Origin of the sequence: Klebsiella sp. CN_Kp104, assembly GCF_040064515.1 — a bacterium.
Lineage (GTDB): Bacteria > Pseudomonadota > Gammaproteobacteria > Enterobacterales > Enterobacteriaceae > Klebsiella > Klebsiella aerogenes.
The window spans coordinates 34,033-60,332 of record NZ_JBEAII010000032.1 but is presented as its reverse complement, the minus strand read 5'-3'; the positions used below and the strand labels follow the sequence as shown (position 1 = coordinate 60,332).

At 56.3% G+C, this 26,300-nt stretch carries 26 protein-coding genes; 10 read left to right on the top strand and 16 right to left on the bottom strand.

The annotated features are described in order from the left end of the window. Positions 1-11: 11 nt before the first annotated feature. Positions 12-1,502, bottom strand: a complete 1,491-nt coding sequence (locus tag ABLU80_RS17340) for a nicotinate phosphoribosyltransferase (RefSeq protein ID WP_042893925.1) — start codon at positions 1,500-1,502, stop codon at positions 12-14. A 4-nt stretch (positions 1,503-1,506) separates the two neighbouring features. Beyond that, positions 1,507-2,376, bottom strand: coding sequence for a ribose-phosphate diphosphokinase (gene prs / locus ABLU80_RS17335; protein WP_042893909.1), 870 nt, complete (start codon positions 2,374-2,376; stop codon positions 1,507-1,509). 197 nt (positions 2,377-2,573) lie between these two features. On the opposite strand from prs, the gene ABLU80_RS17330 reads away from it, so the two are divergent. The 4 genes from ABLU80_RS17330 to ABLU80_RS17315 all read left to right on the top strand — a co-directional run bounded on the left by ABLU80_RS17330 (position 2,574) and on the right by ABLU80_RS17315 (position 5,553). Beyond that, positions 2,574-3,293: an NUDIX domain-containing protein gene (locus tag ABLU80_RS17330; protein WP_032715609.1), complete on the top strand. Its 720-nt coding sequence runs from the start codon at positions 2,574-2,576 to the stop codon at positions 3,291-3,293. Positions 3,294-3,373: 80 nt separating this feature from the next. Continuing rightward, positions 3,374-4,396, top strand: coding sequence for a hydrolase (locus ABLU80_RS17325; protein WP_015703647.1), 1,023 nt, complete (start codon positions 3,374-3,376; stop codon positions 4,394-4,396). Further along, positions 4,393-4,611, top strand: coding sequence for a YheU family protein (locus ABLU80_RS17320; RefSeq protein ID WP_015369405.1), 219 nt, complete (start codon positions 4,393-4,395; stop codon positions 4,609-4,611). The genes ABLU80_RS17325 and ABLU80_RS17320 overlap by 4 nt, the downstream gene beginning before the upstream one ends. Positions 4,612-4,683: 72 nt before the next feature. Further along, positions 4,684-5,553 carry a phosphoribulokinase gene (locus ABLU80_RS17315; protein WP_015369404.1) on the top strand — a complete coding sequence of 290 codons (870 nt, stop codon included), beginning with the start codon at positions 4,684-4,686 and terminating at the stop codon, positions 5,551-5,553. 62 nt (positions 5,554-5,615) lie between these two features. Here ABLU80_RS17315 and ABLU80_RS17310 read toward each other — a convergent pair whose 3' ends face one another. After that, positions 5,616-6,020: an OsmC family protein gene (locus tag ABLU80_RS17310; protein WP_015703648.1), complete on the bottom strand. Its 405-nt coding sequence runs from the start codon at positions 6,018-6,020 to the stop codon at positions 5,616-5,618. Positions 6,021-6,324: 304 nt separating this feature from the next. Here ABLU80_RS17310 and crp point away from each other — a divergent pair, with 304 nt between their 5' ends. Then, positions 6,325-6,957 carry a cAMP-activated global transcriptional regulator CRP gene (gene crp / locus ABLU80_RS17305; RefSeq protein WP_000242758.1) on the top strand — a complete coding sequence of 211 codons (633 nt, stop codon included), beginning with the start codon at positions 6,325-6,327 and terminating at the stop codon, positions 6,955-6,957. A 50-nt stretch (positions 6,958-7,007) separates the two neighbouring features. Continuing rightward, entirely contained in the window at positions 7,008-9,086 is a 2,079-nt protein-coding gene (locus ABLU80_RS17300) for a YccS/YhfK family putative transporter (RefSeq protein WP_015369402.1), read from the top strand. Here ABLU80_RS17300 and ABLU80_RS17295 read toward each other — a convergent pair. The 5 genes from ABLU80_RS17295 to ppiA all read right to left on the bottom strand — a co-directional run bounded on the left by ABLU80_RS17295 (position 9,076) and on the right by ppiA (position 12,417). Continuing rightward, the gene (locus ABLU80_RS17295) at positions 9,076-10,296 is read right to left on the bottom strand and encodes an aspartate aminotransferase family protein (RefSeq protein ID WP_348850245.1); all 1,221 of its coding nucleotides are present in this window, start codon (positions 10,294-10,296) and stop codon (positions 9,076-9,078) included. The genes ABLU80_RS17300 and ABLU80_RS17295 overlap by 11 nt on opposite strands. 89 nt (positions 10,297-10,385) lie before the next feature. Then, positions 10,386-10,949, bottom strand: a complete 564-nt coding sequence (gene pabA / locus ABLU80_RS17290) for an aminodeoxychorismate synthase component 2 (protein WP_348850244.1) — start codon at positions 10,947-10,949, stop codon at positions 10,386-10,388. 32 nt (positions 10,950-10,981) lie between these two features. Then, positions 10,982-11,584, bottom strand: coding sequence for a putative adenosine monophosphate-protein transferase Fic (locus ABLU80_RS17285; protein WP_015369399.1), 603 nt, complete (start codon positions 11,582-11,584; stop codon positions 10,982-10,984). Further along, complete coding sequence (locus ABLU80_RS17280; protein ID WP_015703650.1) at positions 11,574-11,741, bottom strand: YhfG family protein; 168 nt, start codon at positions 11,739-11,741, stop codon at positions 11,574-11,576. Before ABLU80_RS17280 ends, ABLU80_RS17285 begins: the two co-directional genes overlap by 11 nt. A gap of 106 nt (positions 11,742-11,847) precedes the next feature. Beyond that, on the bottom strand, positions 11,848-12,417 hold the full coding sequence (ppiA, locus tag ABLU80_RS17275) for a peptidylprolyl isomerase A (protein ID WP_015369397.1): 570 nt from the start codon (positions 12,415-12,417) through the stop codon (positions 11,848-11,850). A 277-nt stretch (positions 12,418-12,694) separates the two neighbouring features. Between ppiA and tsgA the strand changes: the two genes are divergently transcribed. Next, positions 12,695-13,873, top strand: coding sequence for an MFS transporter TsgA (tsgA, locus tag ABLU80_RS17270; protein ID WP_015369396.1), 1,179 nt, complete (start codon positions 12,695-12,697; stop codon positions 13,871-13,873). Here the strand turns inward: tsgA and ABLU80_RS17265 are convergent. After that, on the bottom strand, positions 13,870-15,192 hold the full coding sequence (locus ABLU80_RS17265) for a cytosine deaminase (protein ID WP_348850243.1): 1,323 nt from the start codon (positions 15,190-15,192) through the stop codon (positions 13,870-13,872). The two genes, tsgA and ABLU80_RS17265, sit on opposite strands and share 4 nt — an antisense overlap. A 215-nt stretch (positions 15,193-15,407) precedes the next feature. On the opposite strand from ABLU80_RS17265, the gene nirB reads away from it, so the two are divergent. The 3 genes from nirB (at position 15,408) to cysG (ending at position 19,800) form a co-directional block, all read left to right on the top strand. Further along, entirely contained in the window at positions 15,408-17,951 is a 2,544-nt protein-coding gene (gene nirB, locus ABLU80_RS17260; protein WP_015369394.1) for a nitrite reductase large subunit NirB, read from the top strand. Then, positions 17,948-18,274, top strand: coding sequence for a nitrite reductase small subunit NirD (nirD, locus tag ABLU80_RS17255; protein WP_015369393.1), 327 nt, complete (start codon positions 17,948-17,950; stop codon positions 18,272-18,274). Before nirB ends, nirD begins: the two co-directional genes overlap by 4 nt. Before the next feature lie 152 nt (positions 18,275-18,426). After that, positions 18,427-19,800 carry a siroheme synthase CysG gene (cysG, locus tag ABLU80_RS17250; protein ID WP_015703652.1) on the top strand — a complete coding sequence of 458 codons (1,374 nt, stop codon included), beginning with the start codon at positions 18,427-18,429 and terminating at the stop codon, positions 19,798-19,800. A gap of 67 nt (positions 19,801-19,867) precedes the next feature. Here the strand turns inward: cysG and trpS are convergent, their stop codons facing one another. The 7 genes from trpS to aroK form a co-directional block, all read right to left on the bottom strand. Further along, the gene (trpS, locus tag ABLU80_RS17245; RefSeq protein WP_015369391.1) at positions 19,868-20,872 is read right to left on the bottom strand and encodes a tryptophan--tRNA ligase; all 1,005 of its coding nucleotides are present in this window, start codon (positions 20,870-20,872) and stop codon (positions 19,868-19,870) included. Then, positions 20,865-21,626: a phosphoglycolate phosphatase gene (gene gph / locus ABLU80_RS17240; protein ID WP_045375878.1), complete on the bottom strand. Its 762-nt coding sequence runs from the start codon at positions 21,624-21,626 to the stop codon at positions 20,865-20,867. The genes trpS and gph overlap by 8 nt, the downstream gene beginning before the upstream one ends. After that, the gene (rpe, locus tag ABLU80_RS17235) at positions 21,619-22,296 is read right to left on the bottom strand and encodes a ribulose-phosphate 3-epimerase (protein WP_015369389.1); all 678 of its coding nucleotides are present in this window, start codon (positions 22,294-22,296) and stop codon (positions 21,619-21,621) included. The genes gph and rpe overlap by 8 nt, the downstream gene beginning before the upstream one ends. Before the next feature lie 17 nt (positions 22,297-22,313). Further along, a complete protein-coding gene (gene dam / locus ABLU80_RS17230) occupies positions 22,314-23,141 on the bottom strand; it encodes an adenine-specific DNA-methyltransferase (protein ID WP_015369388.1) in 828 nt (275 codons plus the stop codon). Positions 23,142-23,220: 79 nt separating this feature from the next. Further along, a complete protein-coding gene (gene damX / locus ABLU80_RS17225) occupies positions 23,221-24,507 on the bottom strand; it encodes a cell division protein DamX (RefSeq protein ID WP_348850242.1) in 1,287 nt (428 codons plus the stop codon). An 84-nt stretch (positions 24,508-24,591) separates the two neighbouring features. Beyond that, the gene (aroB, locus tag ABLU80_RS17220; protein WP_126027788.1) at positions 24,592-25,686 is read right to left on the bottom strand and encodes a 3-dehydroquinate synthase; all 1,095 of its coding nucleotides are present in this window, start codon (positions 25,684-25,686) and stop codon (positions 24,592-24,594) included. 53 nt (positions 25,687-25,739) lie between these two features. Then, positions 25,740-26,261 carry a shikimate kinase AroK gene (aroK, locus tag ABLU80_RS17215; RefSeq protein WP_002920267.1) on the bottom strand — a complete coding sequence of 174 codons (522 nt, stop codon included), beginning with the start codon at positions 26,259-26,261 and terminating at the stop codon, positions 25,740-25,742. Positions 26,262-26,300: the final 39 nt, after the last annotated feature.

Genomic DNA, 26,300 nt, shown 5'->3' with positions numbered 1-26,300 from the left:
TTCGCCTGGCATCAACGCTGCGCCGCCAGCCGGGCGCGGATCTGTGACAATGATTCGTAACCAAACAGCTGGCCATCAAGGAAACGAGTGGTTAGCTCTCCCTGACCTTCTTGCTCCTGGCTTTGATCGTCATGCAGCCGTAGCTCGCCGCTGGCATCGCGCGCTACGCGTAACAGCCCGCGCGCAGAACGTTTCAGGCCGTTGTCGGTTTTTGGCTCCTTAAAGAGCGCTCTTCCTTCGCCATTCACTTCTCCCCAGGTGGCTTTCATCGCAAAGCCGAAAGTATCACGCGTATTATACTGGTAGGTATATGAACCCACCCCGAATACCACGTTAGCGCTGGCAAAGCCTTTAGCTTCCAGGCGACGCAGGATCTCATCCGCTCTCGCAAGCGTAATAGAATCGCCATAAATCAGACCTACGTGGGGGTCCAGCACCTTATACCCCTTCTCGTTAATCGTCCCGCCAAAGATTTCCCACAGCACCTCAACCGAACCTTTCTCCTCGGCGCGACGATCGCTGCGGGTATCATCATCGGCGGCAGTGCCGCAGAGGATAGCCACCGGATCGCCGCTGTCCGGTCGGAATACCACACGTCCCTGGCGTTGCATAATGACGGCTTTCAGTTCGCGGGTATACTCGGTCAGTACCTGCCAGTAATCCCAGGTATCGGAAACAATAGAGACAAACCCCTGCGGGTGGACGTCAGCGATGAGCCGGCGAAAAGTTTCTATCTCCCGAGCCCGCTCGCCCATACACATCACGCTATGCTCGGTAGCGGGGATGCTGGCGCCGATCGTGTCTTCTTCACCCCGAGTATAGTAATCACGAGCGTAGAGCAGCGCAGGCAGGCTATCCGTCCCTTTAAAGCTAATCAGATGCCCGCTGCCAGACTGTGCGGCGTCATGTAGCCCGGACATGCCGCGAAACGAAAAGTCGTGGCATTGAAAATCCAGATGTGTCAGATCGCTACAGGTTTGCTCCGCCCAGCGTTCGCAGATCAGACGATAGTGATGCGCGATAGTGGCATTAGTCGACGTTTTCCACAGTTCTGCCGAAAGGACCGTCTCCAGATAGTTCACCAGCCAGAAAAACTGCGGCAGGGTATTGGTGATGGTTAAAACCGGTACCTTCATCGGCACTTTCGTGCCTTCATCCAGCGCTTTGATGTGCAGCGGCAGGTAGCCTAGCTGATGCAGCTCGCGGATATGATCTACCGCGACACTATCCCGTCCCAGGTAGCCGTCCATAACCTGCTTATACTCGCTGACCACTTCCTCTTCCGGACGAGCGAAAAAGCCCTCGTTAAACAGATCGATGAGGAACCACTGTAAAAAACCCTGTAAGCCGAAGAATACCAACTTGCCATCCGCTAGCGGCGACTGAAAGAAACGGTCGCCGCGCGGCGTAAAATTCGAATAGACCTTAGTCGTCCCCTGTGGATACTGAACGCGATGGGAAACTTTATAACCATCGATAGCCAGAATCGGATTCATTTTCATTTTGTTATCCCCAATAAGCGCGGTAAATGGTTTCAATATCAATCAGTTCCAGCTGTGGATGGACTAAAGCCGCAGAGGCATAAGAGGTGGTGGAGTAAATAGCATCGATGCCATTATTCAATAGATGCGTAATGCCTTTAGAAAAGACGCCATGCGTCACGTACAGGCTAACGCTACGCGCGCCGGCGTCACGCAGGACCTGCGCCGAGCCGATAAACGTTCCACCGGCATCGCAAAGGTCATCAACGATCAGTACCGCTTTACCCGCCACCTCTCCGGCCAGCAGCGAAAAGCCTGTTAACGCGCCGCTAGCGACATCTCGCTCCTTACTGAGGATCGCAAACTCGCTGGCGCCACAGGCTTTAGCGACATACTGAATTTTCTTTAACGCTCCAGCATCCGGCGCCACCAGCATTAACTCCCCGGCGGCGATGGCACGTCGCAGATGGGAGTTCTGCAGCAGGCACTGTTGTTGGCTGATCGCGACCAGGTTGTTTACCGCCGCCGCCGCGGCCTCACTATGCGGGTCGAGGACCACAATTTTGTCGAATCCCAGTGTATTCAACTGCTGTGCAAAAACTTTCAGCGCAAAGCTGTCGCCTGGCACCATATGGCGATCCTGGCGCGCCCACGGCAGCCATGGCAGCTCCAGATGGCTGAAGGCGACATCGGTCACATGGCGAACAGCCTCCACCAACTGGGCCAGCAGCATAAAATCATTCATATCACGTAGCGCGACCGCCCGGATGCGCATTAACGCGGCGGAGGCCGGCAGCTCACCGGTCACTTTCAGCCAGCCTGCGCCATCAGGGAAGACGCCGCTGGCAAGGGTTACCGCTGTATCGTCCAGCAAAAGTGTGAATTTTTCGCTCATGATGGCCTCCTCGCCTAAATTATGTCTCTTGGACACGATTAATAATGTCCTTAAGACACTATTCATGCAAGCATTAAATATCGTTCCGCGACGAAAAAGAATTAACCCATTGAAAGATAGAAGGAAAAAATAGCCACTTGCCGCTCTGAAGGGGGCTGGTACACTTGTCGGCGTTCTTATTGCGCAGCGAGCATGTTATGACCACCGACGCCGATTACCTCAACCACTACGACGCCAGCCGTTTTCCTTCACCGCTGGTAACCGTCGACAGCGTGCTGTTTACCCTTCATCAGGGAGCGCTGTGCGTACTGTTGGTTGAACGCGCGAATCCTCCACAGCAAGGCGCATGGGGGCTGCCCGGCGGATTTATCGATATGGCCCACGATGAGTCCACCCGCACTACGGCGCTACGGAAACTGACGGAAAAAACCGGCATTTCCCCTTCCTGGCTGGAGCAGTTCGGTACCTTTTCCGGACCGGACCGCGATCCGCGCGGTTGGAGCCTGACCGTTGCCTGGTTCGCGCTAATCGCCTGGGTAGACTGTCAGCCGCATATCGCCAGCGTCAGCGATGCCCGCTGGGTGCCGGTCCAGCAGCTTGATGAATATCGCCTGGCCTTCGATCATCGGCAGATAGTCAGCGCCGCGCTGGAGCGCCTGCGCCAGAAAACGATGTATTCGTTATTGCCTGTTTACTGTTTGGGGGATACCTTTACCCACGGCCAGTTGCAGGAAGCGACCGAAATCATCCTCGGCCAGCCGATTCAGCGTAAAAGCCTAATCCGCCGTTTTGAGGCCTCCGGCATGTTCGAAGAAACCGGAGAAACGCTGGCGACAGGGGCGCGAAAGGCGCGATTGTGGCGGCTCAAGCCCGGTGCGGATATCCACCTCTTCTCGCGCAATCTGCTTGCCGATTAGCCGCAAGACCACATATTGGCTAACCGCCCACTTTTATGCGCGGTATAGTGTTCTAAAAGTTTCTTAATAATCCTGGTACTATGGTTGAAATAACCCCGACAGCAGTGACGCCCCCCGATAACGATTCGCGCGAATTCCATCCGATGCGCGGCGTGGGCAATCGTCATCTGCAAACCATGCTGCCGCGGATCATCCGCCGCAAGCTCCGATTTACGCCGCACTGGCAGCGCCTTGAGCTGCCGGATGGCGATTTCGTCGATCTGGCCTGGAGCGAAGATCCCGCCGGCGCGCGCCACAAACCGCGGCTGGTGGTTTTTCACGGTCTGGAAGGCAGCCTGCACAGCCCTTACGCCCACGGTTTAATTCACGCCGCCATGCAGCGCGGCTGGCTCGGGGTGGTGATGCATTTTCGCGGCTGCAGCGGCGAGCCGAATCGCAACAGTCGTATTTATCACTCTGGCGAAACGGAAGACGGCACCTGGTTCCTGCACTGGTTGCGGCGTGAATTCGGCGCCGCGCCGACGGCGGCGGTAGGCTATTCGCTTGGCGGCAACATGCTGGGCTGTCTGCTGGCGAAAGAAGGCGACAATATTCCGCTCGATGCGGCCGTCATTGTCTCGGCGCCCTTTATGCTGGAAGCCTGCAGCTACCATATGGATAAAGGATTTTCGCGCGTCTATCAGCGTTACCTGCTCAACCTGCTGAAAGCCAACGCCTCGCGCAAGCTGAAAGCCTATCCAGGCTCGCTGCCGGTGGATCTTCGCCAGCTCAAAAGCATGCGCCGCATCCGCGAATTCGACGACATGATCACCGCCAAAATCCACGGTTTCGCCGATGCGCTAGACTATTACCGACAGTGCAGCGCGATGCCGCGCTTAAGCGATATCACCAAGCCGACGCTGATCATTCACGCAAAAGACGATCCATTTATGGACCATCATTCAATACCGCCGCAGGAACAGCTGCCGGCTAATGTCGAATATCAGCTCACGGAACAAGGCGGCCACGTTGGCTTTGTCGGCGGTACGCTGCGAAAACCGCAAATGTGGCTGGAGCAACGTATTCCGGATTGGTTAACCCGCTGGCTGGGAGGACAAGCATGATTATTCCCTGGCAGGATCTCGATCCCGAAACGCTGGATAATCTGATTGAAAGCTTTGTGTTGCGCGAAGGCACCGATTATGGTGAACATGAACGTTCGCTTGCCGATAAAGTCGCCGATGTAAAACAGCAGCTTAAAACCGGGGAGGCCGTGCTGGTGTGGTCAGAACTGCACGAGACGGTCAACATCATGCCCCGCAAGATGTTTAACGGCTAAGCGCCATGCCCCTCTAACCGCGAGAGCCTGGCGCGATACGGCGACACACCATCACTTAATCAGGGAGTTGTTATGTCTGCCAAACATCCAGTGATCGCAGTCACGGGCTCCAGCGGCGCGGGCACCACCACCACCAGCCTCGCGTTTCGCAAAATTTTCTCGCAACTGAACCTGCATGCCGCGGAGGTCGAAGGGGATAGCTTCCATCGCTATACTCGCCCGGAAATGGACATGGCGATCCGCAAAGCGCGCGATCAGGGCAAACACATCAGCTACTTCGGCCCGGAAGCCAACGACTTCAGCCTACTTGAACGCACCTTTTTAGAGTACGGCGAATTCGGCAAGGGCCAGTCGCGAAAATATCTCCATACCTATGATGAAGCGGTTCCCTGGAATCAGGTTCCCGGCACCTTTACCCCGTGGCAGCCGCTGCCTGAACCGACCGACGTGCTGTTTTATGAGGGGCTGCACGGCGGCGTGGTGACGCCGCAGCATGACGTGGCGAAACATGTCGACCTGCTGGTCGGCGTGGTGCCGATCGTCAACCTCGAATGGATTCAGAAGCTCATTCGCGATACCAGCGAACGAGGCCATTCGCGCGAAGCGGTGATGGACTCAGTGGTGCGTTCGATGGAGGACTACATCAATTTCATCACCCCCCAGTTCTCACGTACCCATATCAACTTCCAGCGCGTGCCGACGGTGGATACCTCGAATCCGTTTGCCGCCAAAGGTATTCCATCGCTCGATGAAAGCTTCGTGGTGATTCACTTCCGCAATTTGCAGGGGATTGATTATCCCTGGCTGTTGGCGATGTTACAGGGGTCGTTTATCTCGCATATGAACACCCTGGTGGTGCCGGGCGGTAAGATGGGGCTGGCGATGGAGCTCATTATGGCGCCGCTGGTCGAGCGCTTGATGGAAGGCAAAACCATTAGTTAAGGGCAAAATAAAACCCCGGTCGCCGTGCTGCCGGGGTTAGTGTCCCGCTACGTCAATTCGCCTCAGGCTTCGATGACTTCGTAAGAGTGGGTGATGTTGACCGCCTTTTCCAGCATCAACGCCACCGAGCAGTACTTCTCCGCGGATAAATCCACCGCACGGGACACCGCCGCATCCTTCAGCTCTTTACCGGTGACGATAAAGTGCAGATTGATATGAGTGAACAGGCGCGGCGCCTCTTCACGGCGTTCGGAGGTCAGCTTCACTTCGCAGTTAGTGACGTTTTGACGCCCTTTTTGCAGGATAGACACCACGTCAATTGCGCTACAGCCGCCCGCCGCCATTAACACCATCTCCATCGGGCTGGGCGCTTTGTCCCCGGAGTTGCCATCCATTAAAATCTGGTGGCCGGAGGCCGACTCACCGATGAAGGTTAGACCTTCCACCCATTTCACACGCGCTTGCATAAAATTTAACTCCGCTGTTGCAATTTTCCTGACAGATTACGCGCACATAACAAATCTCGCAACGGAAGGCGACCTGGGTCATGCTGAAGCGAGACACCAGGAGACATGCGGTGAAAGCTATGCTAAAACAGTCTGGATGCTACAGTAATACATTGATGTACCGCATGTATGCTGAGGAGTTCACATTACAGGCTGCATAAATTGAGCAGCCAGCTTCCCAGGCATAGGGAAAAATACGATTGCATGCCCGGATGCCGTGTAGTGTCGGCGTCCGGAGATAGCTTATAACAGAGGATAACCGCGCATGGTGCTTGGCAAACCGCAAACAGACCCTACCCTTGAATGGTTCTTGTCTCATTGCCACATTCATAAGTACCCATCAAAGAGCACGCTGATTCACCAGGGTGAGAAAGCGGAAACGCTTTACTACATCGTAAAAGGCTCCGTGGCTGTACTCATCAAGGATGAAGAAGGTAAAGAGATGATCCTCTCTTACCTCAACCAGGGCGATTTCATCGGTGAATTAGGCCTGTTTGAAGAAGGTCAGGAACGTAGTGCCTGGGTACGTGCGAAAACCGCATGTGAAGTGGCCGAGATCTCTTACAAAAAATTCCGTCAGTTAATCCAGGTGAACCCGGACATCCTGATGCGCCTCTCCTCGCAGATGGCGCGTCGTCTGCAGGTCACTTCCGAGAAAGTCGGTAACCTTGCTTTCCTCGACGTGACGGGCCGTATCGCTCAGACCTTACTGAATCTGGCGAAACAGCCTGATGCCATGACTCACCCGGACGGGATGCAGATCAAAATCACCCGCCAGGAAATTGGCCAGATCGTCGGTTGCTCTCGTGAAACCGTCGGCCGTATTCTGAAGATGCTGGAAGATCAAAACCTGATCTCGGCACACGGTAAAACTATCGTCGTCTACGGTACCCGTTAAGTCGCTAAACGGCGTATTTCTCCGCGCAGTACGCCGTTTTTGTTTCTCCCATGTGGCGCAGGCTGATTTACCACCCGGAAGTCAACTATGCACTGCGGCAAACGCTGGTGCTGTGTCTACCTGTGGCCATCGGGCTTCTGCTCGGCCATCTGCAGCAAGGGCTGCTGTTCTCTTTAGTTCCCGCCTGTTGCAATATTGCCGGTCTCGACACCCCGCATAAACGTTTTTTCAAACGCCTGATCGTTGGCGGCTGCCTGTTTGCCGGCAGCAGCCTGATTGTGCAATTGCTTCTGGCGCGCGACATCCCGTTGCCGCTTATCCTCAGCGCGCTGGCGCTGATTCTCGGCGTGACGGCGGAAATCAGCTCGCTACACGCTCGCCTGTTGCCGGCATCGCTTATCGCCGCCATTTTTACCTTAAGCCTGGCCGGCAATATGCCCATCTGGGAGCCGCTGCTTATCTATGCGCTGGGAACCTTGTGGTACGGACTCTTTAACTGGTTCTGGTTTTGGCTCTGGCGAGAGCAGCCGCTGCGCGAGTCGTTAAGCCTGCTTTACCGCGAACTGGCTAACTATTGCGAGGCCAAATATAGCCTCCTGACGCAGCACACTGACCCGACGACCTCCCTGCCGCCGCTGCTTACCCGCCAGCAGAAGGTAGTCGATTTAATTACCCAGTGCTATCAGCAGATGCATATGTTAGCCGCCAACCAGCGTAGCGATCATAAGCGACTGCTGCGCGCGTTCCAGGTTGGGCTGGATCTGCAGGAACATATTTCAGTGAGCCTGCACCAGCCGGAAGAGGTGCAAAAACTGGTGGAGCGCAGCCATGCGGAAGCGGTCATCCGCTGGAACGCGCAGACCGTCGCCGCTCGTCTGCGGGTGCTGGCGGATGATATTCTCTACCACCGCTACCCGCGCCGCTTTCAGATGGATAAGCAAATCGGCGCGCTGGAAAAAATCGCCTATCAGCATCCCGATAACCCGGTTGGCCAGTTCTGCGCCTGGCACTTCAGTCGTATCGCCCGCGTGCTACGTACTCAGCGCCCGCTGTACGCACGTAACCTGATGGCGGACAAAGAACGACGCCTGCCGCTGCTACCGGCGCTGAAGAACTACCTGTCATTGAAATCCCCGGCGCTGCGCAACGCCGCGCGCATCAGCGTAATGTTGAGCATCGCCAGCCTGATGGGCAGCGCCCTGCACCTGCCGAAGCCTTACTGGATCCTGATGACCGTGCTGTTCGTGACGCAAAACGGTTACGGCGCCACCCGCGTGCGGATTGTCCACCGGGCGGCAGGCACCCTGGCGGGCCTGGTGATCGCCTGGCTGACCTTACACTTCCACGTACCGGAGAGCTATACGTTAAGCGGTATGTTGTTCATCACGCTGCTGAGCTATCTCATCATTCGTAAACACTACGGCTGGGCGATGGTGGGCTTTACCGTCACCGCGGTATATACCCTGCAGTTGCTAACGCTTAACGGCGAGCAGTTCATCGTCGCCCGCTTTATCGATACCATCATTGGCTGTCTGATCGCCTTTGGCGGGATGGTCTGGCTATGGCCGCAATGGCAGAGCGGCCTGCTGCGTAAAAACGCCCACGATGCTCTGGAGGCCGATCAGGAGGCTATTCGGCTGATACTTAGCGCCGATCCGCAAGCCCCGGCGTTGGCCTACCAGCGTATGCGCGTCAACCAGGCGCACAACGCCCTGTATAACTCGCTTAACCAGGCGATGCAGGAACCGGGTTTTAACTCGCACTATCTGGAAGATATGAAGCTGTGGGTAACCCATAGCCAGTTTATCGTTGAACATATCAACGCCATGACCACGCTGGCGCGCGAGCATACGATGCTAACGCCTGACCTGGCGCAGCGGTATCTGGAATCTTGTGAAATTGCGCTGCAGCGCTGTCAGCAGCGTCTGGATTCAGACGGGCCGGGCAGCGCGGGCGATGTAAATATTATGGAATCCCAGGACGGGGAAGTGTTGCGTGGGCCGCTCAGCACCCTTGAGCAGCATCTGCAGCGGATCCTCGGCCATCTGAACACCATGCACACCATTTCGTCGGTGGCATGGCGTCAGCGTCCGCATCACGGCATCTGGCTACGCACGACTAGGCGCTAAGCACGTTTTTAACCGCCTGTGCAAAGCGCGCCATCCCTTCGGCGATATCGCTATCATCAATCACCAGCGACGGCACAAAGCGCATTACGTCCGGCCCGGCGTTTAACACCATCACCCCGGCCTCCGCCGCGGCATAGAGGAAATCGCGCGCGCGTCCATGATGCTGCGGCTTAAGCGCGGCGCCGATTAACAGCCCCATGCCGCGGATGTCGCTGAACAGATCAAACTGCGCATCGATCTGCTGCAGGTGATCGACAAACAGCGCCCGTTTGGCATTCACGCCCTCCAGCACCTGCGGCGTGTTAATCAGGTTGAAAGCCGCGGTCGCCACCGCGCAGGCCAGCGGATTGCCGCCGTAGGTGGAGCCATGGGAACCGGCATGGAAGGCGCTGGCAATTTCATTGGTGGTCAACATCGCGCTAATCGGGAAACCGCCGCCGAGCGCCTTCGCGCTGGTCAGGATATCCGGGGTCACGCCGTAATGCATATAGGCGAACAGCGAACCGGTACGGCCCATACCGCACTGTACTTCATCAAATACCAGCAGCGCCTGATGCTTGTCGCACAGTTCGCGCAGCCCCTGCAGGAACGCCGGCGTCGCCGCCATTACCCCGCCCTCGCCCTGAATCGGCTCAACCACCACCGCGCAGGTATGGTCATCGATCACCGCTTTCACTGCCTCGAGATCGTTAAATGGGACATGCACGATATCTGACGGTTTCGGCCCAAAACCGTCAGAGTATTTCGGCTGACCACCAACCGAGACGGTGAACAGCGACCGTCCGTGGAAGGCATTATGGAAAGCGATGATTTTGGTTTTGTACGGGCTATGGCGAGTGATTGCGTAATGACGCGCCAGCTTGAACGCCGTTTCATTGGCTTCCGTACCGGAGTTCATAAACACCACGCGTTCGGCAAAAGTAGCGTCCACCAGTTGGCGACCCAGGCGCAGCGCCGGCTCGTTGGTAAAAACGTTGCTGGTGTGCCACAGGGTTTCGCCCTGCTCGTGCAGCGCCGCCACCAGCGCCGGGTGGCAGTGGCCCAACGCGGTCACCGCAATCCCGCCGGCAAAATCAACGTACTCTTTGCCCTGCTGATCCCAAACGCGGCTGCCTTTCCCCTTCACCGGAATAAACTCCGCCGGTGCATAAATCGGCAGAATGACTTCATCGAATGTGGCGCGGGTGATTGCCGGTTGCTCTGTTGCCATGTGATGCCCATCCTTCTGTGTAACGTGCAATGATTGCGATGTTTTAATCACAAAATATGCATAATAAATCAACTCATGGCAACTACAAATCAGCGTTTAAGGAAGTTTTCCAGCAGTTGGTGTCCCTGTTCGCTAAGAATACTCTCCGGGTGGAACTGCACGCCTTCGAGATCCCACTGGCGATGGCGGATACCCATGATTTCACCGCTGGCGCTGCGGGCGGTAACGATAAAATCCACGGGAAGGGTTGGCGGGTCGATAACTAACGAATGGTAACGCGTAACGGTGAGCGGGTTGTTTAACCCCTTAAAAACGCCCTCGCCGTTGTGCTCAATAAGCGACGTTTTACCATGCATAACCTGAGCGGCGCGTACGATGGCGGCGCCGAAGACCTGGGCGATAGCCTGATGACCCAGACACACGCCGAGCAGCGGGGTTTTTCCGGCATAGCGGCGGATAACGTCCAGCGAAATACCTGACTCATCGGGCGTGCAGGGGCCCGGCGAAATAACGATTTTCTCCGGCGCCAGCGACGCTATCTCTGCCAGCGTTAACTCATCGTTACGCTTAACCAGCACCTCCGCCCCCAGTTCGCAAAAGTACTGGTACAGATTCCAGGTGAAAGAGTCATAGTTATCGATTAGCAGGATCATAGCGGCTCCGGAAAAAACAAAACCGGGCTATTCTACTCAGATTCCCGCGCTTCGCTTACCACTTTACGAAAGATCCGCTCCAGCGGTTCCGGGTCGCCCATTGCGCCCAGCTGGTTAGCCTGGCTCCACGCATCCGGATCGATGCCCCGCCAGTCAAGCAGGTAGCCGGCGTGAATGGCCAACTGTTCGAAGAAGATCCTTTGCGTCAGGCCGTTGCCAAGGCGGAACGGGTGCAGGACATTGATTTCGCCGTAGTACCAGCTCAGTCGCTCGACGAACGTCTCCCGGGGTTGTTCACACAGATAGTCCTCTTCTTCCAGCTTGCGCATCAGCGCGTTGCCCTCTTTCTCTATCCACGCGAAGTGGCAAAACGGCGTATCGCCCTGGTAGATATCGATTTCCCGCAGTTTGCCCGCCCAGTCAAAGAGATCCTGATAAAGTTGCCGGTGAATGGCGCACAGATGCGGTAAGCCGCGGCCGCGTGGGCCCAACGGGATCGTCGCCGCGCGCAGCGAAGTGAATTCCCATGCCGTTTGTTCCAGCCGCTGCGCCTGACGAATACCCAGCCGATTACGCAACACATCCAGCGTCGGATAGAGATAGGGGTCGCGATCGTCGCCATATTTAGCGCTCATGACGCCTCCTCAGCTCGGCAAGACGCGCCAGCGCTTCCTCAGCCGTCAAGGTAACGAGCGGTACCGTCGCGCCTTCAAGGCGTCGGCTGGCCTGAAAATTGGCATTGCGGGTCTGTTCCCAGAGCCGGGATTTTTGTTTATCGGTGAGTAAACGCATGGTCGCCTCCCTTATCGTCCCCTGTGTGCCACAAGTATAAGCAGCAATTTCAGGTTACGCAGAGAGGCAAGCAGGGCGCAGGCGGACCGCCCGCGCCAGAAGAGGATTACGGCAGCACTTTCGCCGAGAGAATAACGACCGGTTTGGACGGAACATTTTGGTATGGGCCGACGTTGTGGGTCGGAACCTGAGAAATTTTGTCGGCGACGTCCATTCCCTTCACCACTTTACCAAATACCGCGTAGCCAAAATCGCGCTGGCCATGGTCGAGGAAGGCGTTATCGGCCACGTTGATGAAGAACTGGCTGGTCGCGCTGTCCTGGTCGGCAGTACGCGCCATGGCGATCGTGCCGCGGGTATTACGCAGGCCATTGTCGGCTTCGTTTTTAATCGGCGGGTTCGGCTGCTTTTGCTGCATCTGCTCGTTAAAGCCGCCGCCCTGCACCATAAAGCCTGGGATCACCCGGTGGAAGGTCGTGTTGTTATAGAAACCGCTGTTCACGTACTTCAGGAAGTTATCGACAGAAATCGGCGCCTTCTGGCTATTCAGCTCCAACTCGATGTTGCCAGCAGAAGTGGTCAGCAGTACGTGCGGGTCGCCCTTGGCCGCCATGGCGGGGGAGAATGCTGAAATGGCGAATACGGCAGCCATCGCCGCCAGAGTGGATTTGAGCATGGAAATTCCTTAACGGAGCAGAGTAAAAAGCAAGTGCCTTGATTCTAAAGAGCCTTTGCATAGCGGGCTAGCCTTTTACCTAATTTTACTTAGCTGAAACACTTGTTACGAACTGACTCAGGTGTGAGCAATCTTATTAATGTGATCAAAGTCACACAAAACCATGCAATAAGCTCTACATTTCAATATAAACGTTTGCCTTCATCACTTGAATGAATAAAATCTGTGCGCCCGGCGCAGCGTCAACGCGCTTTACCTATCTATTCACAGGCCTGTCATGACTAACAGCAATCGTATCAAGCTCACATGGATCAGCTTTTTCTCCTACGCCCTGACCGGCGCGTTGGTGATCGTCACCGGGATGGTGATGGGGAACATCGCGGATTATTTCCATCTGCCGGTGTCCAGTATGAGTAACACCTTTACCTTCCTCAATGCCGGTATTCTGATTTCTATCTTCCTGAATGCCTGGCTAATGGAGATCGTGCCGCTGAAAACCCAGCTTCGCTTCGGCTTTATCCTGATGCTGTTAGCTATCGCCGGGCTGATGTTCGGCCACAGCCTGACGCTGTTCTCCGCGTCGATGTTCGTGCTCGGTCTGGTCAGCGGGATCACCATGTCGATCGGTACTTTCCTGATTACCCACATGTATGAAGGCCGCCAGCGCGGCGCGCGTCTGCTGTTCACGGACTCCTTCTTCAGCATGGCAGGGATGATCTTCCCGATGGTCGCCGCCGTTCTGCTAGCGCGCAGCATCGAGTGGTACTGGGTTTACGCCTGTATCGGCCTGGTCTACGTTGCTATTTTCGTGCTGACTTTCGGCTGTGAGTTCCCGGTGCTTGGCAACAAAGCGCTGGCGGAAAACAGCCAGCCGGTAGTGAAAGAGAAATGGGGCATCGGCGTGCTGTTCCTTTCCATCGCCGCGCTATGCTACATCCTCGGCCAGTTGGGCTTTATCTCCTGGGTACCAGAATATGCCAAAGGCCTCGGCATGAGCCTCGGCGACGCCGGTAAGTTGGTCAGCGATTTCTGGATGTCCTATATGATCGGCATGTGGTCGTTCAGCTTCATCCTGCGCTTCTTCGACCTGCAGCGCATCCTGACCGTGCTGGCGGGCCTGGCGACAGTCCTGATGTATCTGTTCATTAACGGTTCGCCGGAGCATATGCCGTGGTTCATCCTGACCCTTGGCTTCTTCTCCAGCGCCATCTATACCTCGATCATTACTCTGGGCTCGCAGCAGACTAAAGTCGCTTCACCGAAGCTGGTGAACTTCATTCTGACCTGCGGCACTATCGGCACCATGCTGACCTTCGTGGTGACCGGGCCGATCGTCGCGGCCAGCGGCCCGCTGGCCGCGCTGCACACCGCGAACGGCCTCTATGCCGTGGTATTCGTGATGTGTCTGCTCCTTGGCTTCGTTTCCCGCCACCGTCAGAACGCGTCGGCGCACTAAGCCTTAGGCCCCTTTGCTTCGGCAAAGGGGCTATTTTTGGTAAAAAACAACTCCTCGCCGCCTTTATCGGTCTGTATCCACGTCTGCGCCAGCTGCGTAGTCGCAATGACCCTTCCCTGACGAATTGACCAACGTACCGGCACCTGGCAGCGTACGGCTTCAAAACCGTTTTCCGCCGGCAAGATCACCAGATTGGCCGGGTTGCCGGTAGCAATGCCGTAATCATTGAGCCCAAAGGTTCTGGCGCTGTTGTGGGTAATCAGCTGCAGACTGTCGTTAATCTGCTGATAGCCCATCAACTGGCAAACGTGTAGCCCCATATGCAGCACCTGTAGCATGTTGCCGGTTCCCAACGGATACCACGGGTCGAACACATCATCGTGGCCAAAACAGACATTAATGCCGGCCGCCATCAGCTCCTTAACTCGCGTCACGCCGCGCCGCTTCGGGTAGCCATCAAAGCGCCCCTGCAGATGAATATTGACCAGCGGGTTGGCGACGAAGTTAATGCCCGAGAGTTTTAACAGGCGGAACAGCCGCGAGGTATAAGCGCCATTATAGGAGTGCATCGCGGTGGTGTGGCTCGCGGTCACCCGGGGGCCAATTCCCTCTTTTAACGCCAGCGCGGCGACCGTTTCGACAAAGCGCGACTGTTCATCGTCAATTTCATCACAGTGGATATCCAGCGGACGCTGGTATTTCTGCGCCAGACGGAAGGCGATATGCAGTGATTCCACACCATATTCACGAGTAAATTCGAAATGCGGGATCGCCCCAACCACATCGGCGCCCAGCCGTAACGCCTCCTCCAGCAAACTCTCACCATTGGGGTAGGATAAAATCCCTTCCTGGGGGAAGGCGACTATCTGCAAACCGACCCACGGCGCTACCTCTTGTTTGACTTCCAGCATCGCTTTCAGCGCGGTCAACGTTGGGTCGGAAACATCGACATGGGTGCGGACAAACTGGATGCCGTTAGCGATTTGCCAGCGCAGGGTTTTCCACGCGCGGGCTTTCACATCCTCATGGCTTAGCAGCGCTTTACGCTCCGCCCAACGCTCAATCCCTTCGAACAACGTTCCGGACTGGTTCCAGTTCGGTTCTCCCGCCGTCTGCGTGGTATCGAGATGAATGTGCGGTTCGATAAACGGCGGGATGGCCAATCCGCCGCGGGCGTTAAGCACTTCGTAGCTCTCGCTGCGCGCCTCTCCCATCGGCGTAATGTCGCCGAATCGCCCTTTATCAATCGCAATCTGCCACAGCCCTTCCTTCTGTGGCAGATGGACGTTCTGAATTAACCACAACGGCGTTGTCGACATAGTCTGCTCCCCTGAACATTGCTTATTTCTTCCGCTGCCTTTGTACATAAAAAGAACAAAACGGAAAAGCCTGATTTTTCCGCAACTTAGAAAAATCATTATAAATCATGAATATACTCATTAAGTGGTAGGTAAGTTCTAAATTGATTTGTATCAATGAGTGTAGTAGCTGAATCGTTAAGGTAGGCGGTAATAGAAAAGAAATCGAGGCAAAAATGAGCAAAGTCAGAATCGCTATTATCGGTAACGGCATGGTCGGCCATCGCTTTATCGAAGAGCTTCTTGATAAGGCGCCTGCCGGACAATTCGACATTACCGTGTTCTGTGAAGAGCCGCGTATCGCCTATGACCGTGTCCACCTGTCGTCTTACTTCTCCCATCACACTGCGGAAGAGCTGTCGCTGGTACGCGAAGGTTTCTATGAGAAACACGGCGTCAAGGTACTGGTCGGCGAACGCGCGATTACCATCAACCGTCAGGAAAAGGTGATCCACTCCAGCGCTGGCCGTACCGTTTTCTACGACAAGCTGATTATGGCGACTGGCTCATACCCGTGGATCCCGCCCATTAAAGGCGCGGAAACCCAGGATTGCTTCGTCTATCGTACTATTGAAGATCTTAACGCCATCGAATCCTGCGCCCGTCGCAGCAAACGCGGCGCGGTGGTCGGCGGGGGTCTGCTCGGTCTGGAAGCGGCTGGCGCGCTGAAAAATCTCGGCGTGGAAACCCACGTGATCGAGTTCGCGCCGATGCTGATGGCCGAGCAGCTCGACCAGATGGGCGGCGAGCAGCTGAAGCGTAAGATTGAAAGCATGGGTGTGAAAGTTCACACCAGCAAAAACACCAAAGAGATCGTTCAGCAGGGCACCGAGGCACGCAAAACGATGCGCTTCGCCGACGGTAGCGAACTGCAGGTCGATTTCATCGTCTTCTCTACCGGTATCCGTCCGCGCGACAAGCTGGCTACCCAGTGCGGTCTCGCCGTCGCCCAACGCGGCGGCATCATGGTCAACGATAGCTGCCAGACCTCCGATCCGGATATCTACGCTATCGGCGAATGCGCCAGCTGGAATAACCGCGTATACGGTCTTGTCGCCCCGGGCTACAAAATGGCGCAGGTTACCGTTGACCATATCCTCGGCAACGACAATCTGTTCACCGGCGCCGACCTCAGCGCCAAGCTGAAGCTGCTCGGCGTGGACGTTGGCGGTATCGGCGACGCCCACGGGCGCACGCCGGGCGCGCGTAGCTACGTCTATCTCGACGAAAGCAAAGAGGTCTACAAACGTCTTATCGTCAGCGAAGATAACAAAACCCTGCTCGGCGCGGTACTGGTTGGCGACACCAGCGATTACGGCAACCTGCTGCAGCTGGTGCTGAATGCCATCGAGCTGCCGGAAAACCCGGATTCGCTGATCCTCCCGGCCCACGCCGGCAGCGGCAAGCCGTCCATCGGCGTGGATAAACTGCCGGACAGCGCGCAGATTTGTTCCTGCTTCGACGTCAGCAAAGGCGACCTGATCGCCGCTATCAATAAAGGCTGCCACACCGTGGCGGCGCTGAAAGCGGAAACCAAAGCCGGAACCGGCTGCGGCGGCTGTATTCCGCTGGTGACGCAGGTGCTCAACGCCGAGCTGGCGAAACAGGGTATCGAAGTGAACAACAATCTGTGTGAGCACTTCGCCTACTCTCGCCAGGAGCTGTTCCACCTGATCCGCGTCGAAGGCATCAAAACCTTCGACGAACTGCTGGAAAAACATGGTCAGGGCTACGGCTGTGAAGTCTGTAAGCCGACCGTCGGTTCCCTGCTGGCCTCCTGCTGGAATGAGTACATCCTCAAACCACAGCACACGCCGCTGCAGGACACCAACGATAACTTCCTCGCCAACATCCAGAAAGATGGCACCTACTCGGTTATCCCGCGCTCCGCAGGCGGCGAAATTACGCCAGAAGGCCTGGTTGCCGTCGGTCGCATCGCGCGCGAATTTAATCTGTATACCAAAATCACCGGCTCCCAGCGTATCGGCCTGTTCGGCGCGCAAAAAGACGACCTGCCGGAAATCTGGCGTCAACTGATTGAAGCCGGCTTCGAAACCGGCCATGCCTACGCCAAAGCGTTACGTATGGCGAAAACCTGCGTCGGCAGTACCTGGTGCCGCTACGGCGTCGGCGATAGCGTCGGCTTCGGCGTAGAACTGGAAAACCGCTATAAAGGTATCCGTACCCCGCACAAAATGAAGTTCGGCGTCTCCGGTTGTACCCGTGAATGCGCGGAAGCCCAGGGTAAAGACGTTGGGATCATCGCCACCGAGAAAGGCTGGAACCTGTACGTGTGCGGTAACGGCGGGATGAAACCACGCCACGCCGATCTGCTGGCCGCGGACCTCGATCGCGATACGCTCATCAAATATCTCGACCGCTTTATGATGTTCTACATCCGCACCGCCGATAAGCTGACCCGTACCGCGCCGTGGCTGGACAACATGGAAGGCGGCATCGACTATCTGCGCAGCGTCATCATCGACGATAAGCTGGGCCTGAACGATCACCTTGAAGAAGAGCTGGCTCGCCTGCGCGCCGCTTTTGCCTGCGAATGGACCGAGACCGTCAATAACCCGGCGGCACAGACGCGCTTCAAACACTTTATCAACAGCGATCAGCGCGACCCGAACGTTCAGGTGGTGCCGGAACGTGACCAGCATCGCCCGGCCACGCCCTATGAGCGCATCCCGGTCACGCTGGTGGAGGAAAACGTATGAGCCAGTGGGTAAACATCTGCAAAATTGACGACATCCTGCCGGCGACCGGCGTCTGTGCGCTGCTGGGGCAACAGCAGGTAGCTATCTTCCGTCCGTACCATGACGACAGAGTGTTCGCCATCAGCAATATCGATCCGTTCTTCAATGCCAGCGTGCTGTCCCGCGGGATTATCGCTGAGCATGACGGCGCGCTGTGGGTTGCCAGCCCGTTGAAAAAGCAGCGCTTCCGCCTCAGCGACGGGCTGTGCATGGAAGATGAGAGCCACTCCATCGCCCACTACGAAGCCCGTGTTAAAGATGGCAAAGTGCAGCTGAAAGCCTGATGCCGCAAGGTTCCCTCCGCGCGGCGGGGGGAACCATATCATCAGCTTATGACCACTAATAAGTAGAGGCGGCAAAATTCATATCTCCGTGATTCCCTCTGCTGCTATGCTACGACCGCACTCCCTTTCCCCCCTTGCCGTGAGGATCTGCCGTGGACCACTTACCTATTTTTTGCCAACTACGCGATCGCGACTGCTTGCTGGTCGGCGGCGGCGATGTCGCTGAACGCAAGGCGCGTCTGTTGCTCGACGCAGGCGCCCGGTTAACGGTGAACTCACGCCAGTTTACTCCGCAGTTTCAGGTGTGGGCCGAGGCGCAAATGCTGACGCTGGCGCAGGGCGATTTCAATCCTGCGCTGCTCGATAACTGCTGGCTGGCGATCGCCGCCACCGACGATGATGTCGTTAATCAGCAGGTCAGCGAGGCCGCTGAATCACGGCGTATTTTCTGCAACGTGGTGGATGCGCCCCGTCAGGCCAGCTTTATCATGCCGTCAATTATCGACCGCTCGCCGCTGATGGTCGCCGTGTCTTCCGGCGGTACCTCCCCGGTGCTGGCGCGCCTGCTGCGTGAAAAGCTCGAATCGCTGCTGCCGCTGCACCTCGGGCAAATCGCCCGCTATGCCGGGCAGTTGCGCTCAAGGGTGAAAAAACAGTTCGCTACCGTCGGCGAGCGCCGCCGCTTCTGGGAAAAACTGTTTGTTAACGATCGTCTCGCCCAATCGCTGGCGAACGATGATCGTCAGGCCGTTGCCGACACCACGGAACAGTTATTGAATGAGCCGCTGGAACATCGCGGCGAAGTGGTGCTGGTGGGCGCCGGTCCGGGCGATGCCGGGCTGCTCACCCTCAAGGGACTGCAGCAGATCCAGCAGGCCGATGTAGTGGTTTATGACCGACTGGTCTCCGACGACATTATGAACCTGGTGCGCCGTGACGCCGATCGGGTGTTTGTCGGCAAACGTGCAGGCTATCACTGCGTGCCGCAGGAGGAAATCAACCAAATCCTGCTGCGCGAAGCGCAAAGCGGCAAACGTGTTGTACGCCTGAAAGGCGGCGATCCGTTTATTTTTGGCCGCGGCGGCGAAGAGCTGGAGACCCTCTGCGCGGCAGGTATTCCGTTCTCGGTGGTGCCGGGGATCACCGCCGCCTCCGGCTGCTCGGCCTACTCCGGCATTCCGCTCACCCACCGCGATTTCGCCCAGGGCGTACGCCTGATCACCGGCCATCTGAAAACCGGTAGCGATCTCGACTGGCAAAATCTGGCGGCGGAAAAACAGACGCTGGTGTTCTATATGGGGCTAAACCAGGCGGCGGCGATCCGCGAAAAACTGATCGCCCACGGCATGGCGGCGGATATGCCGGCCGCTATCGTCGAAAACGGCACCGCGGTCAACCAGAAGGTCGTCACCGGCACTCTGGATCGGCTGGATATCCTGGCGCAGCAGATGGCCAGCCCGGCGTTAATTATCGTGGGCCGCGTGGTGGCGCTACGCGACAAGCTGAACTGGTTTTCTCACCATTAAGCTAATGCGCTCTGACAAAGACAAAAAAACCGGGATAATCCCGGTTTTTTACCTTCAGTGAGCCTTATTACGGCTTAGCGACAAAGCCAATCGCTTCATATACCGCTTTCAGAGTCTTAGAAGCGTGCGCGCTGGCCTTCTCGGCGCCCTCTTTCATCACCTGATTAAGGAACGCTTCGTCGTTGCGGAAACGGTGATAGCGCTCCTGCAGCTCGGTCAGCATACCGGAAACGGCTTCGGCGACTTCACCTTTCAGATGGCCGTACATTTTACCTTCAAAGTGCTGTTCCAGCTCCGGAATGCTCTGGCCGGTGACGGCGGAGAGAATATCCAGCAGGTTGGAAACGCCCGCTTTGTTTTGCACATCGTAACGGACAACCGGCGGCTCGTCGGAATCGGTCACCGCGCGTTTGATCTTCTTAACTACCGATTTCGGGTCTTCCAGCAGGCCAATGACGTTGTTGCGGTTGTCATCGGACTTGGACATCTTCTTGGTCGGCTCCAGCAGCGACATGACGCGCGCGCCGGACTTAGGAATAAACGGCTCAGGCACTTTAAAGATATCGCCATAGATAGCGTTAAAGCGCTGCGCAACGTCGCGGCTCAGCTCAAGATGCTGTTTCTGATCTTCGCCTACCGGTACCTGGTTGGTCTGGTACAGCAGGATGTCAGCGGCCATCAGTACCGGGTAGTCAAACAGACCGGCGTTGATGTTCTCGGCGTAGCGCGCGGACTTGTCCTTAAACTGGGTCATGCGGCTCAGTTCGCCGAAATAGGTGTAGCAGTTGAGCGCCCAGCCCAGCTGTGCGTGTTCCGGCACGTGAGACTGGACGAAAATGGTGCTCTTTTGCGGATCGATACCGCAGGCCAGATACAGCGCCAGCGTATCCAGCGTTGCTTTACGCAGGTTCTGCGGATCCTGACGCACGGTGATCGCGTGCTGGTCAACGATGCAGTAAATACAGTGATAGTCATCCTGCATGTTTACCCATTGACGCAGCGCACCCATATAGTTGCCAATGGTCAATTCACCTGAGGGCTGTGCGCCACTAAAAACGATGGGCTTAGTCATTTTTTAATTCCTGAGTTTCACTGTACGGTAGCCCAAGAGCGGGCAAGAGTTCATTAAATTGGTCAAAGATAAAATCCGGCTCGCTCAGCGCTATCGGCTCGCCGTAGTTATAGCCGTAAGTCAGACCGATAGAGCGGCAACCTGCCGCTTTCGCCGCCTGAATATCATTGCGCGAATCCCCGACGAACAGGAGTTCGGCTGGCGTCAGAGAGAGCTTTTCCGCCACCAGCAGCAGCGGATCCGGATGCGGCTTTTTATTCTGCACATCGTCGCCGCCGATCACCACGCTAAAGTATTTCGCGATATCCAGCGCCTCGAGCAAGGGCGCCACGAACGGCGTTGGTTTGTTGGTGACCAGCGCCAGCGGCAGGCCTTTGGCATGCAGCGCGCCGAGCGTATCGGCCACCGCCGGGAACAAGAAACTGCCTTCTTCCGCCGCTTCGGCGTAATAGCGGTCGAACAGTTTACGCAAAACGCGTAGCTGTTCGTCTTGCGGTATATCATGATCGTCGACGGAAGGTTTCCCCATCGCCGCGCGTAACGTGGCGCGCTCCTGGCGAGCCCAGTTCAGCGCCCGCTCCATCAGGACGTCTGCGCCGTTGCCAATCCAGGTCACGACGCGTTCTTCACCTGCCACCGGCAGTTCCAGCGCGTAAAGCGCGCTATCAACGGCGGCGGTTAAACCCGGCGCGCTATCGACCAGCGTACCGTCCAGGTCGAATGCCACGCCGCGGATGGCCTGTAATTTATCCATGACTAACCTTCGCTAATTCACTACGCATTTGATCAATAACTTTTTTGTAGTCCGGCTGGCCGAAGATCGCCGAACCCGCGACAAACATATCCGCACCGGCGGCGGCAATTTCACCAATATTGCTGGCTTTCACGCCGCCATCGACTTCAAGGCGAATGTCGTAGCCGGATTGATCGATAAGCTGACGCACCTGACGCAGTTTTTCAAGGGTGTGCGGAATAAAGGACTGGCCGCCAAAGCCTGGGTTAACCGACATCAGCAGGATCACATCCAGCTTATCCATAACGTAATCGAGGTAACTCAGCGGCGTTGCCGGGTTGAATACCAGCCCCGCTTTACAGCCATGCTCTTTGATAAGCTGCAGGCTGCGGTCGACGTGTTCAGAGGCTTCCGGATGGAAAGTGATAATGCTGGCGCCGGCTTCGGCAAAATCAGGAATGATGCGGTCGACCGGCTTTACCATCAGGTGCACATCGATCGGCGCGGTAATGCCGTAGTTGCGCAGCGACTTCAGTACCATCGGGCCAATCGTCAGATTCGGCACATAGTGGTTGTCCATGACGTCGAAGTGTACGACATCCGCACCCGCCGCCAGTGCCTTAGCGGTATCCTCGCCCAAACGGGCAAAATCAGCCGACAGAATCGAAGGGGCAATCAAATACTGCTTCATCCGCATCTCCTTGAAATTTATTTGGTCTTCGGTGGACGGTACAGCGCTAAGAGCTCGTCCACCTTTTTACGCGTACCACCATTGCTGCTGATGCTGCGCCGAACCTTCACAATATGCGTTTCCGCCGCGTTTTTATACCACTCCTGCGTCAGCGGCGTGCGGTGGTTTGAGATAAGCACCGGGATCCGCTTTTTCATCAACGATTCCGCCTTTTTCGCCAGCAGTACCTGCTGATCAAGGTTGAAGCTGTTGGTGTGGTAGGCGGTAAAATTCGCCGTCGCCGTCAGCGGCGCGTACGGCGGATCGCAATAGACTACCGCCCGGCTATCGGCGCGCTTCATACACTCTTCATAAGATTCGCAGTAAAACTCGGCGTTCTGCGCCTTGGCGGCGAAGTGATAGAGCTCAGCCTCGGGGAAATATGGCTTTTTGTAGCGGCCAAACGGCACGTTGAACTCGCCGCGCAGGTTGTAGCGGCACAGGCCGTTGTAGCCATGACGATTCAGATACAGGAACAGCACCGCGCGACGCAGGGGATCCTGACTCTGGTTGAATTCATCACGGTACTGGTAGTAGCGCTCCGCGGCGTTATTTTCCGGCGTAAACATCTCACGTGCCGCGCTGACGTATTCGTCGGTGCGCAATTTGACGATGTTATACAGACCGATCAGGTCGCTATTGATATCCGCGAGAATATAACGAGAAAAGTCGGTATTCAGGAATACCGACCCGGCGCCCACGAAGGGCTCAATCAAGCATTCACCTTCCGGCAAATGCTTTTTAATATCGTCAAGCAGGGGGTATTTCCCCCCTGCCCACTTCAGAAAAGCGCGATTCTTTTTCATGCTGCCTAACTAATTACACTTTCTCCGGCTGTGGAGAAATCGCTCCGACAGCATCCTGCGCTTAAGACTACTCGCGGCATTACTTCAGGTCAGCTTGTACCTGGTGCAGCGGTTTTGCCCATGGGTTTTTCGCCTGAACATCCGCAGGGAGCGTGGCGACAGCACGTTTCGCTTCATCTTTCGAAGCGTAGATGCCGCTAACCAGCACATACCACGGTTGGCCGTTGCGAGTCGTCTCATAGACAACATATTTTTCCAGCTTCTCTTTCTTCGCCCAGTTATTCAGGTTGTTGTAGTTAGAGGAGCTGCTGAGCTGCAACGTATAGTTGCCAGACGGCGCAGACTTCATCGAACCAACATCGCCAGCCGTTTTGCTGCCAGCCGCTGCGGTCGCCGCAGGCGCGGTGGCTGCCGGGGCGGAGGTCGTTGCGGCCGGCGCAGTCGCCGTTGGCGCGGTTGTCGCAGCAGGTTTAGTCTGCGCAGTGGCGACAGGCTTGCTGGCGGTAGCCGCCGGCGCGCTTTCTACGTGCTTAGGCTTAGTTTCAACCGGCGCTTTGGCGGTAGCCTGCGGCTTGCTTTGCGGTTTCGGTTCAATCACCACCTGTTTACGCTCGGCAGGACGCGGCGTGGCGGCCGTCTGGCGTTCGGTCGTTTGACGCGGCGCGGCGCCATTACGCATCGGCGCAACGGTCGCAGGTTCGGTCGGTAAGGTGGAGTTAGCAACGGCGCTATCCAGTTGACCCTGCTGTTGAGTCAGCGCATTGTTCAGATCGCCCTGAACTTCCACACGCTGCTGGCCCTGCGGCTCGGAGGCGGGTTGCCCCTGAGTCGGATTAGAGGCGATCGGCGGCAGAGAAACGTCCTGCGGCTGTTGCTGGTTGGTGTTGCCCGCAGTTTGATCGACCGGCTGCGCGGCATTGTTGTTCTGGTCAGCGGTCATGCTTTGATCGCCTGACAGGTTAACGCTCTTCTCACCAGAAGCGGATTCATTGGAAGAAGATGGCGATTTCAGCGCCGAACCCACGCCGACAATCAGCAGCAGGAGTACCAGCACCCCGACGCCCATCATGACATACTGGCGGGAAGCCGGCTTAGCAGGAGCCTTTTTGCGTTTACGCGGGCGGCGTTCAACCTGCTGCTCTTCTTCTGCTTCTTCTTCGGACTCGAGGTCCTCTTCGTACTCTTCTTCATCGCGTTCACGACGGGCTTTGTTCGCGCGCGTCGGACGGCCTTCATCGGCCTCAAGATCGAGATCGTCGAAATTGATCTGCGGATCGGCGTCACGCTCGGAAGACTGACGGGAACGACCAGCACGACGATCGTTGCGATCGGCTTTCATATCGTCTTCTGGTTTGAAATCATCCATTTAACACCCCACTAAAAGGCTTATGCTCACGATTATTGCATGTTGCCCGAAATGATAACGCCGCGCGGACGCGGCTAGACCTTCTTATTGTTGCGCCTGCTGAGTATCAGCAATCGCGCCAAGAACTACATCGTGCGACACTCCGCCGCGGACCTCGCTCTTTCCTATAGCGAGCGGTAATACCAGGCGCATTTCGCCTGCCAGTACCTTTTTATCACGCATCATGTGAGGCAAATACGCTTCGGCAGACATTTCCTGCGGCCCGCGTACCGGCAACCCTGCACGTTGCAACAGCGCAATCATACGCTGCGTATCCTGCGCGCTAAACTGCCCTAAACGCTCGGACGTACGCGCCGCCATGACCATTCCTGCCGCCACAGCTTCGCCATGTAGCCAGTTACCGTAGCCCATTTCAGCTTCGATAGCATGGCCAAATGTATGTCCCAGATTCAGTAAAGCACGTAACCCGGTTTCGCGCTCGTCGGCAGCGACAACTTCGGCTTTTAGCTCACAACAACGGCGAATACAGTACGCCATCGCTGATTCATCCAGCGCCATCAGCGCATCGATGTTGTCTTCAAGCCAGCAGAAGAACTCGCCGTCGAGGATAATACCGTACTTAATGACCTCAGCCAGGCCGGAGGAGAGCTCGCGCTTCGGCAAGGTTTTGAGGCAATTAAGGTCGACGACCACGGAAACCGGCTGCCAGAAGGCGCCAATCATATTTTTACCGAGGGGATGGTTTACGGCCGTTTTGCCGCCAACCGAAGAGTCCACCTGCGAAAGCAGCGTGGTGGGAACTTGAATAAAACGTACGCCGCGCTGATAGCTCGCAGCGGCAAAACCGGTTAAATCGCCAACCACGCCGCCGCCGAGCGCCACGAGTGTGGTGTCGCGGCCATGTGGTTTTTGCAACAGCGCGGTAAATACCGTATCCATCACCGCCAGGCTTTTATACTGCTCGCCATCCGGCAGGATCACGCTGTCAACGTTGACACCCGCTTGCTCCAGTACGGAGCGAACGGTATCAAGATAAAGCGGCGCCAGCGTTTCATTGGTGACCAGCATGACCTGGTCGCCTGATTTCAGTGGCAGAAAAGAAGCTGGATCGTTAAACAAACCAGCCGCGATGGTAATCGGGTAACTACGTTCCCCGAGAGTTACAGTCAGCTTCTCCATAACGCGACGTCCACCTCAGTTGCTTTACTCTGACGCACTTTATTAAGCCAGAATTAGTTGCTTTCCAGCATATGAATAATCTGGTTTGCAACGACTTTCGCGCTTTGATCGTCGGTGCGGATAGTGACATCGGCGATCTCTTCATACAGTGGATTACGTTCATCTGCCAACGCTTCAAGAACTTCACGTGGCGGCGCATCTACTTGTAATAAAGGACGCTTTTTATCGCGCTGCGTACGAGCAAGTTGTTTTTCGATCGTTGTTTCCAGGTAGACCACCACGCCGCGGGCGGAGAGACGGTTACGCGTTTCACGGGATTTTACTGAGCCGCCGCCAGTGGCGAGTACGATTCCCTGTTTTTCCGTCAACTCATTGATGATTTTTTCTTCACGATCGCGGAAGCCTTCTTCGCCTTCGACATCGAAGACCCAGCCGACGTCTGCGCCAGTGCGTTTCTCAATCTCTTGATCAGAATCGTAAAATTCCATGTTGAGCTGTTGGGCTAACTGGCGCCCAATAGTGCTTTTGCCGGCACCCATAGGCCCAACCAGAAAGATATTGCGTTTCTCTGCCATTTTTTCGGTACTACTAAGACTATTCGTTAATGATAAACC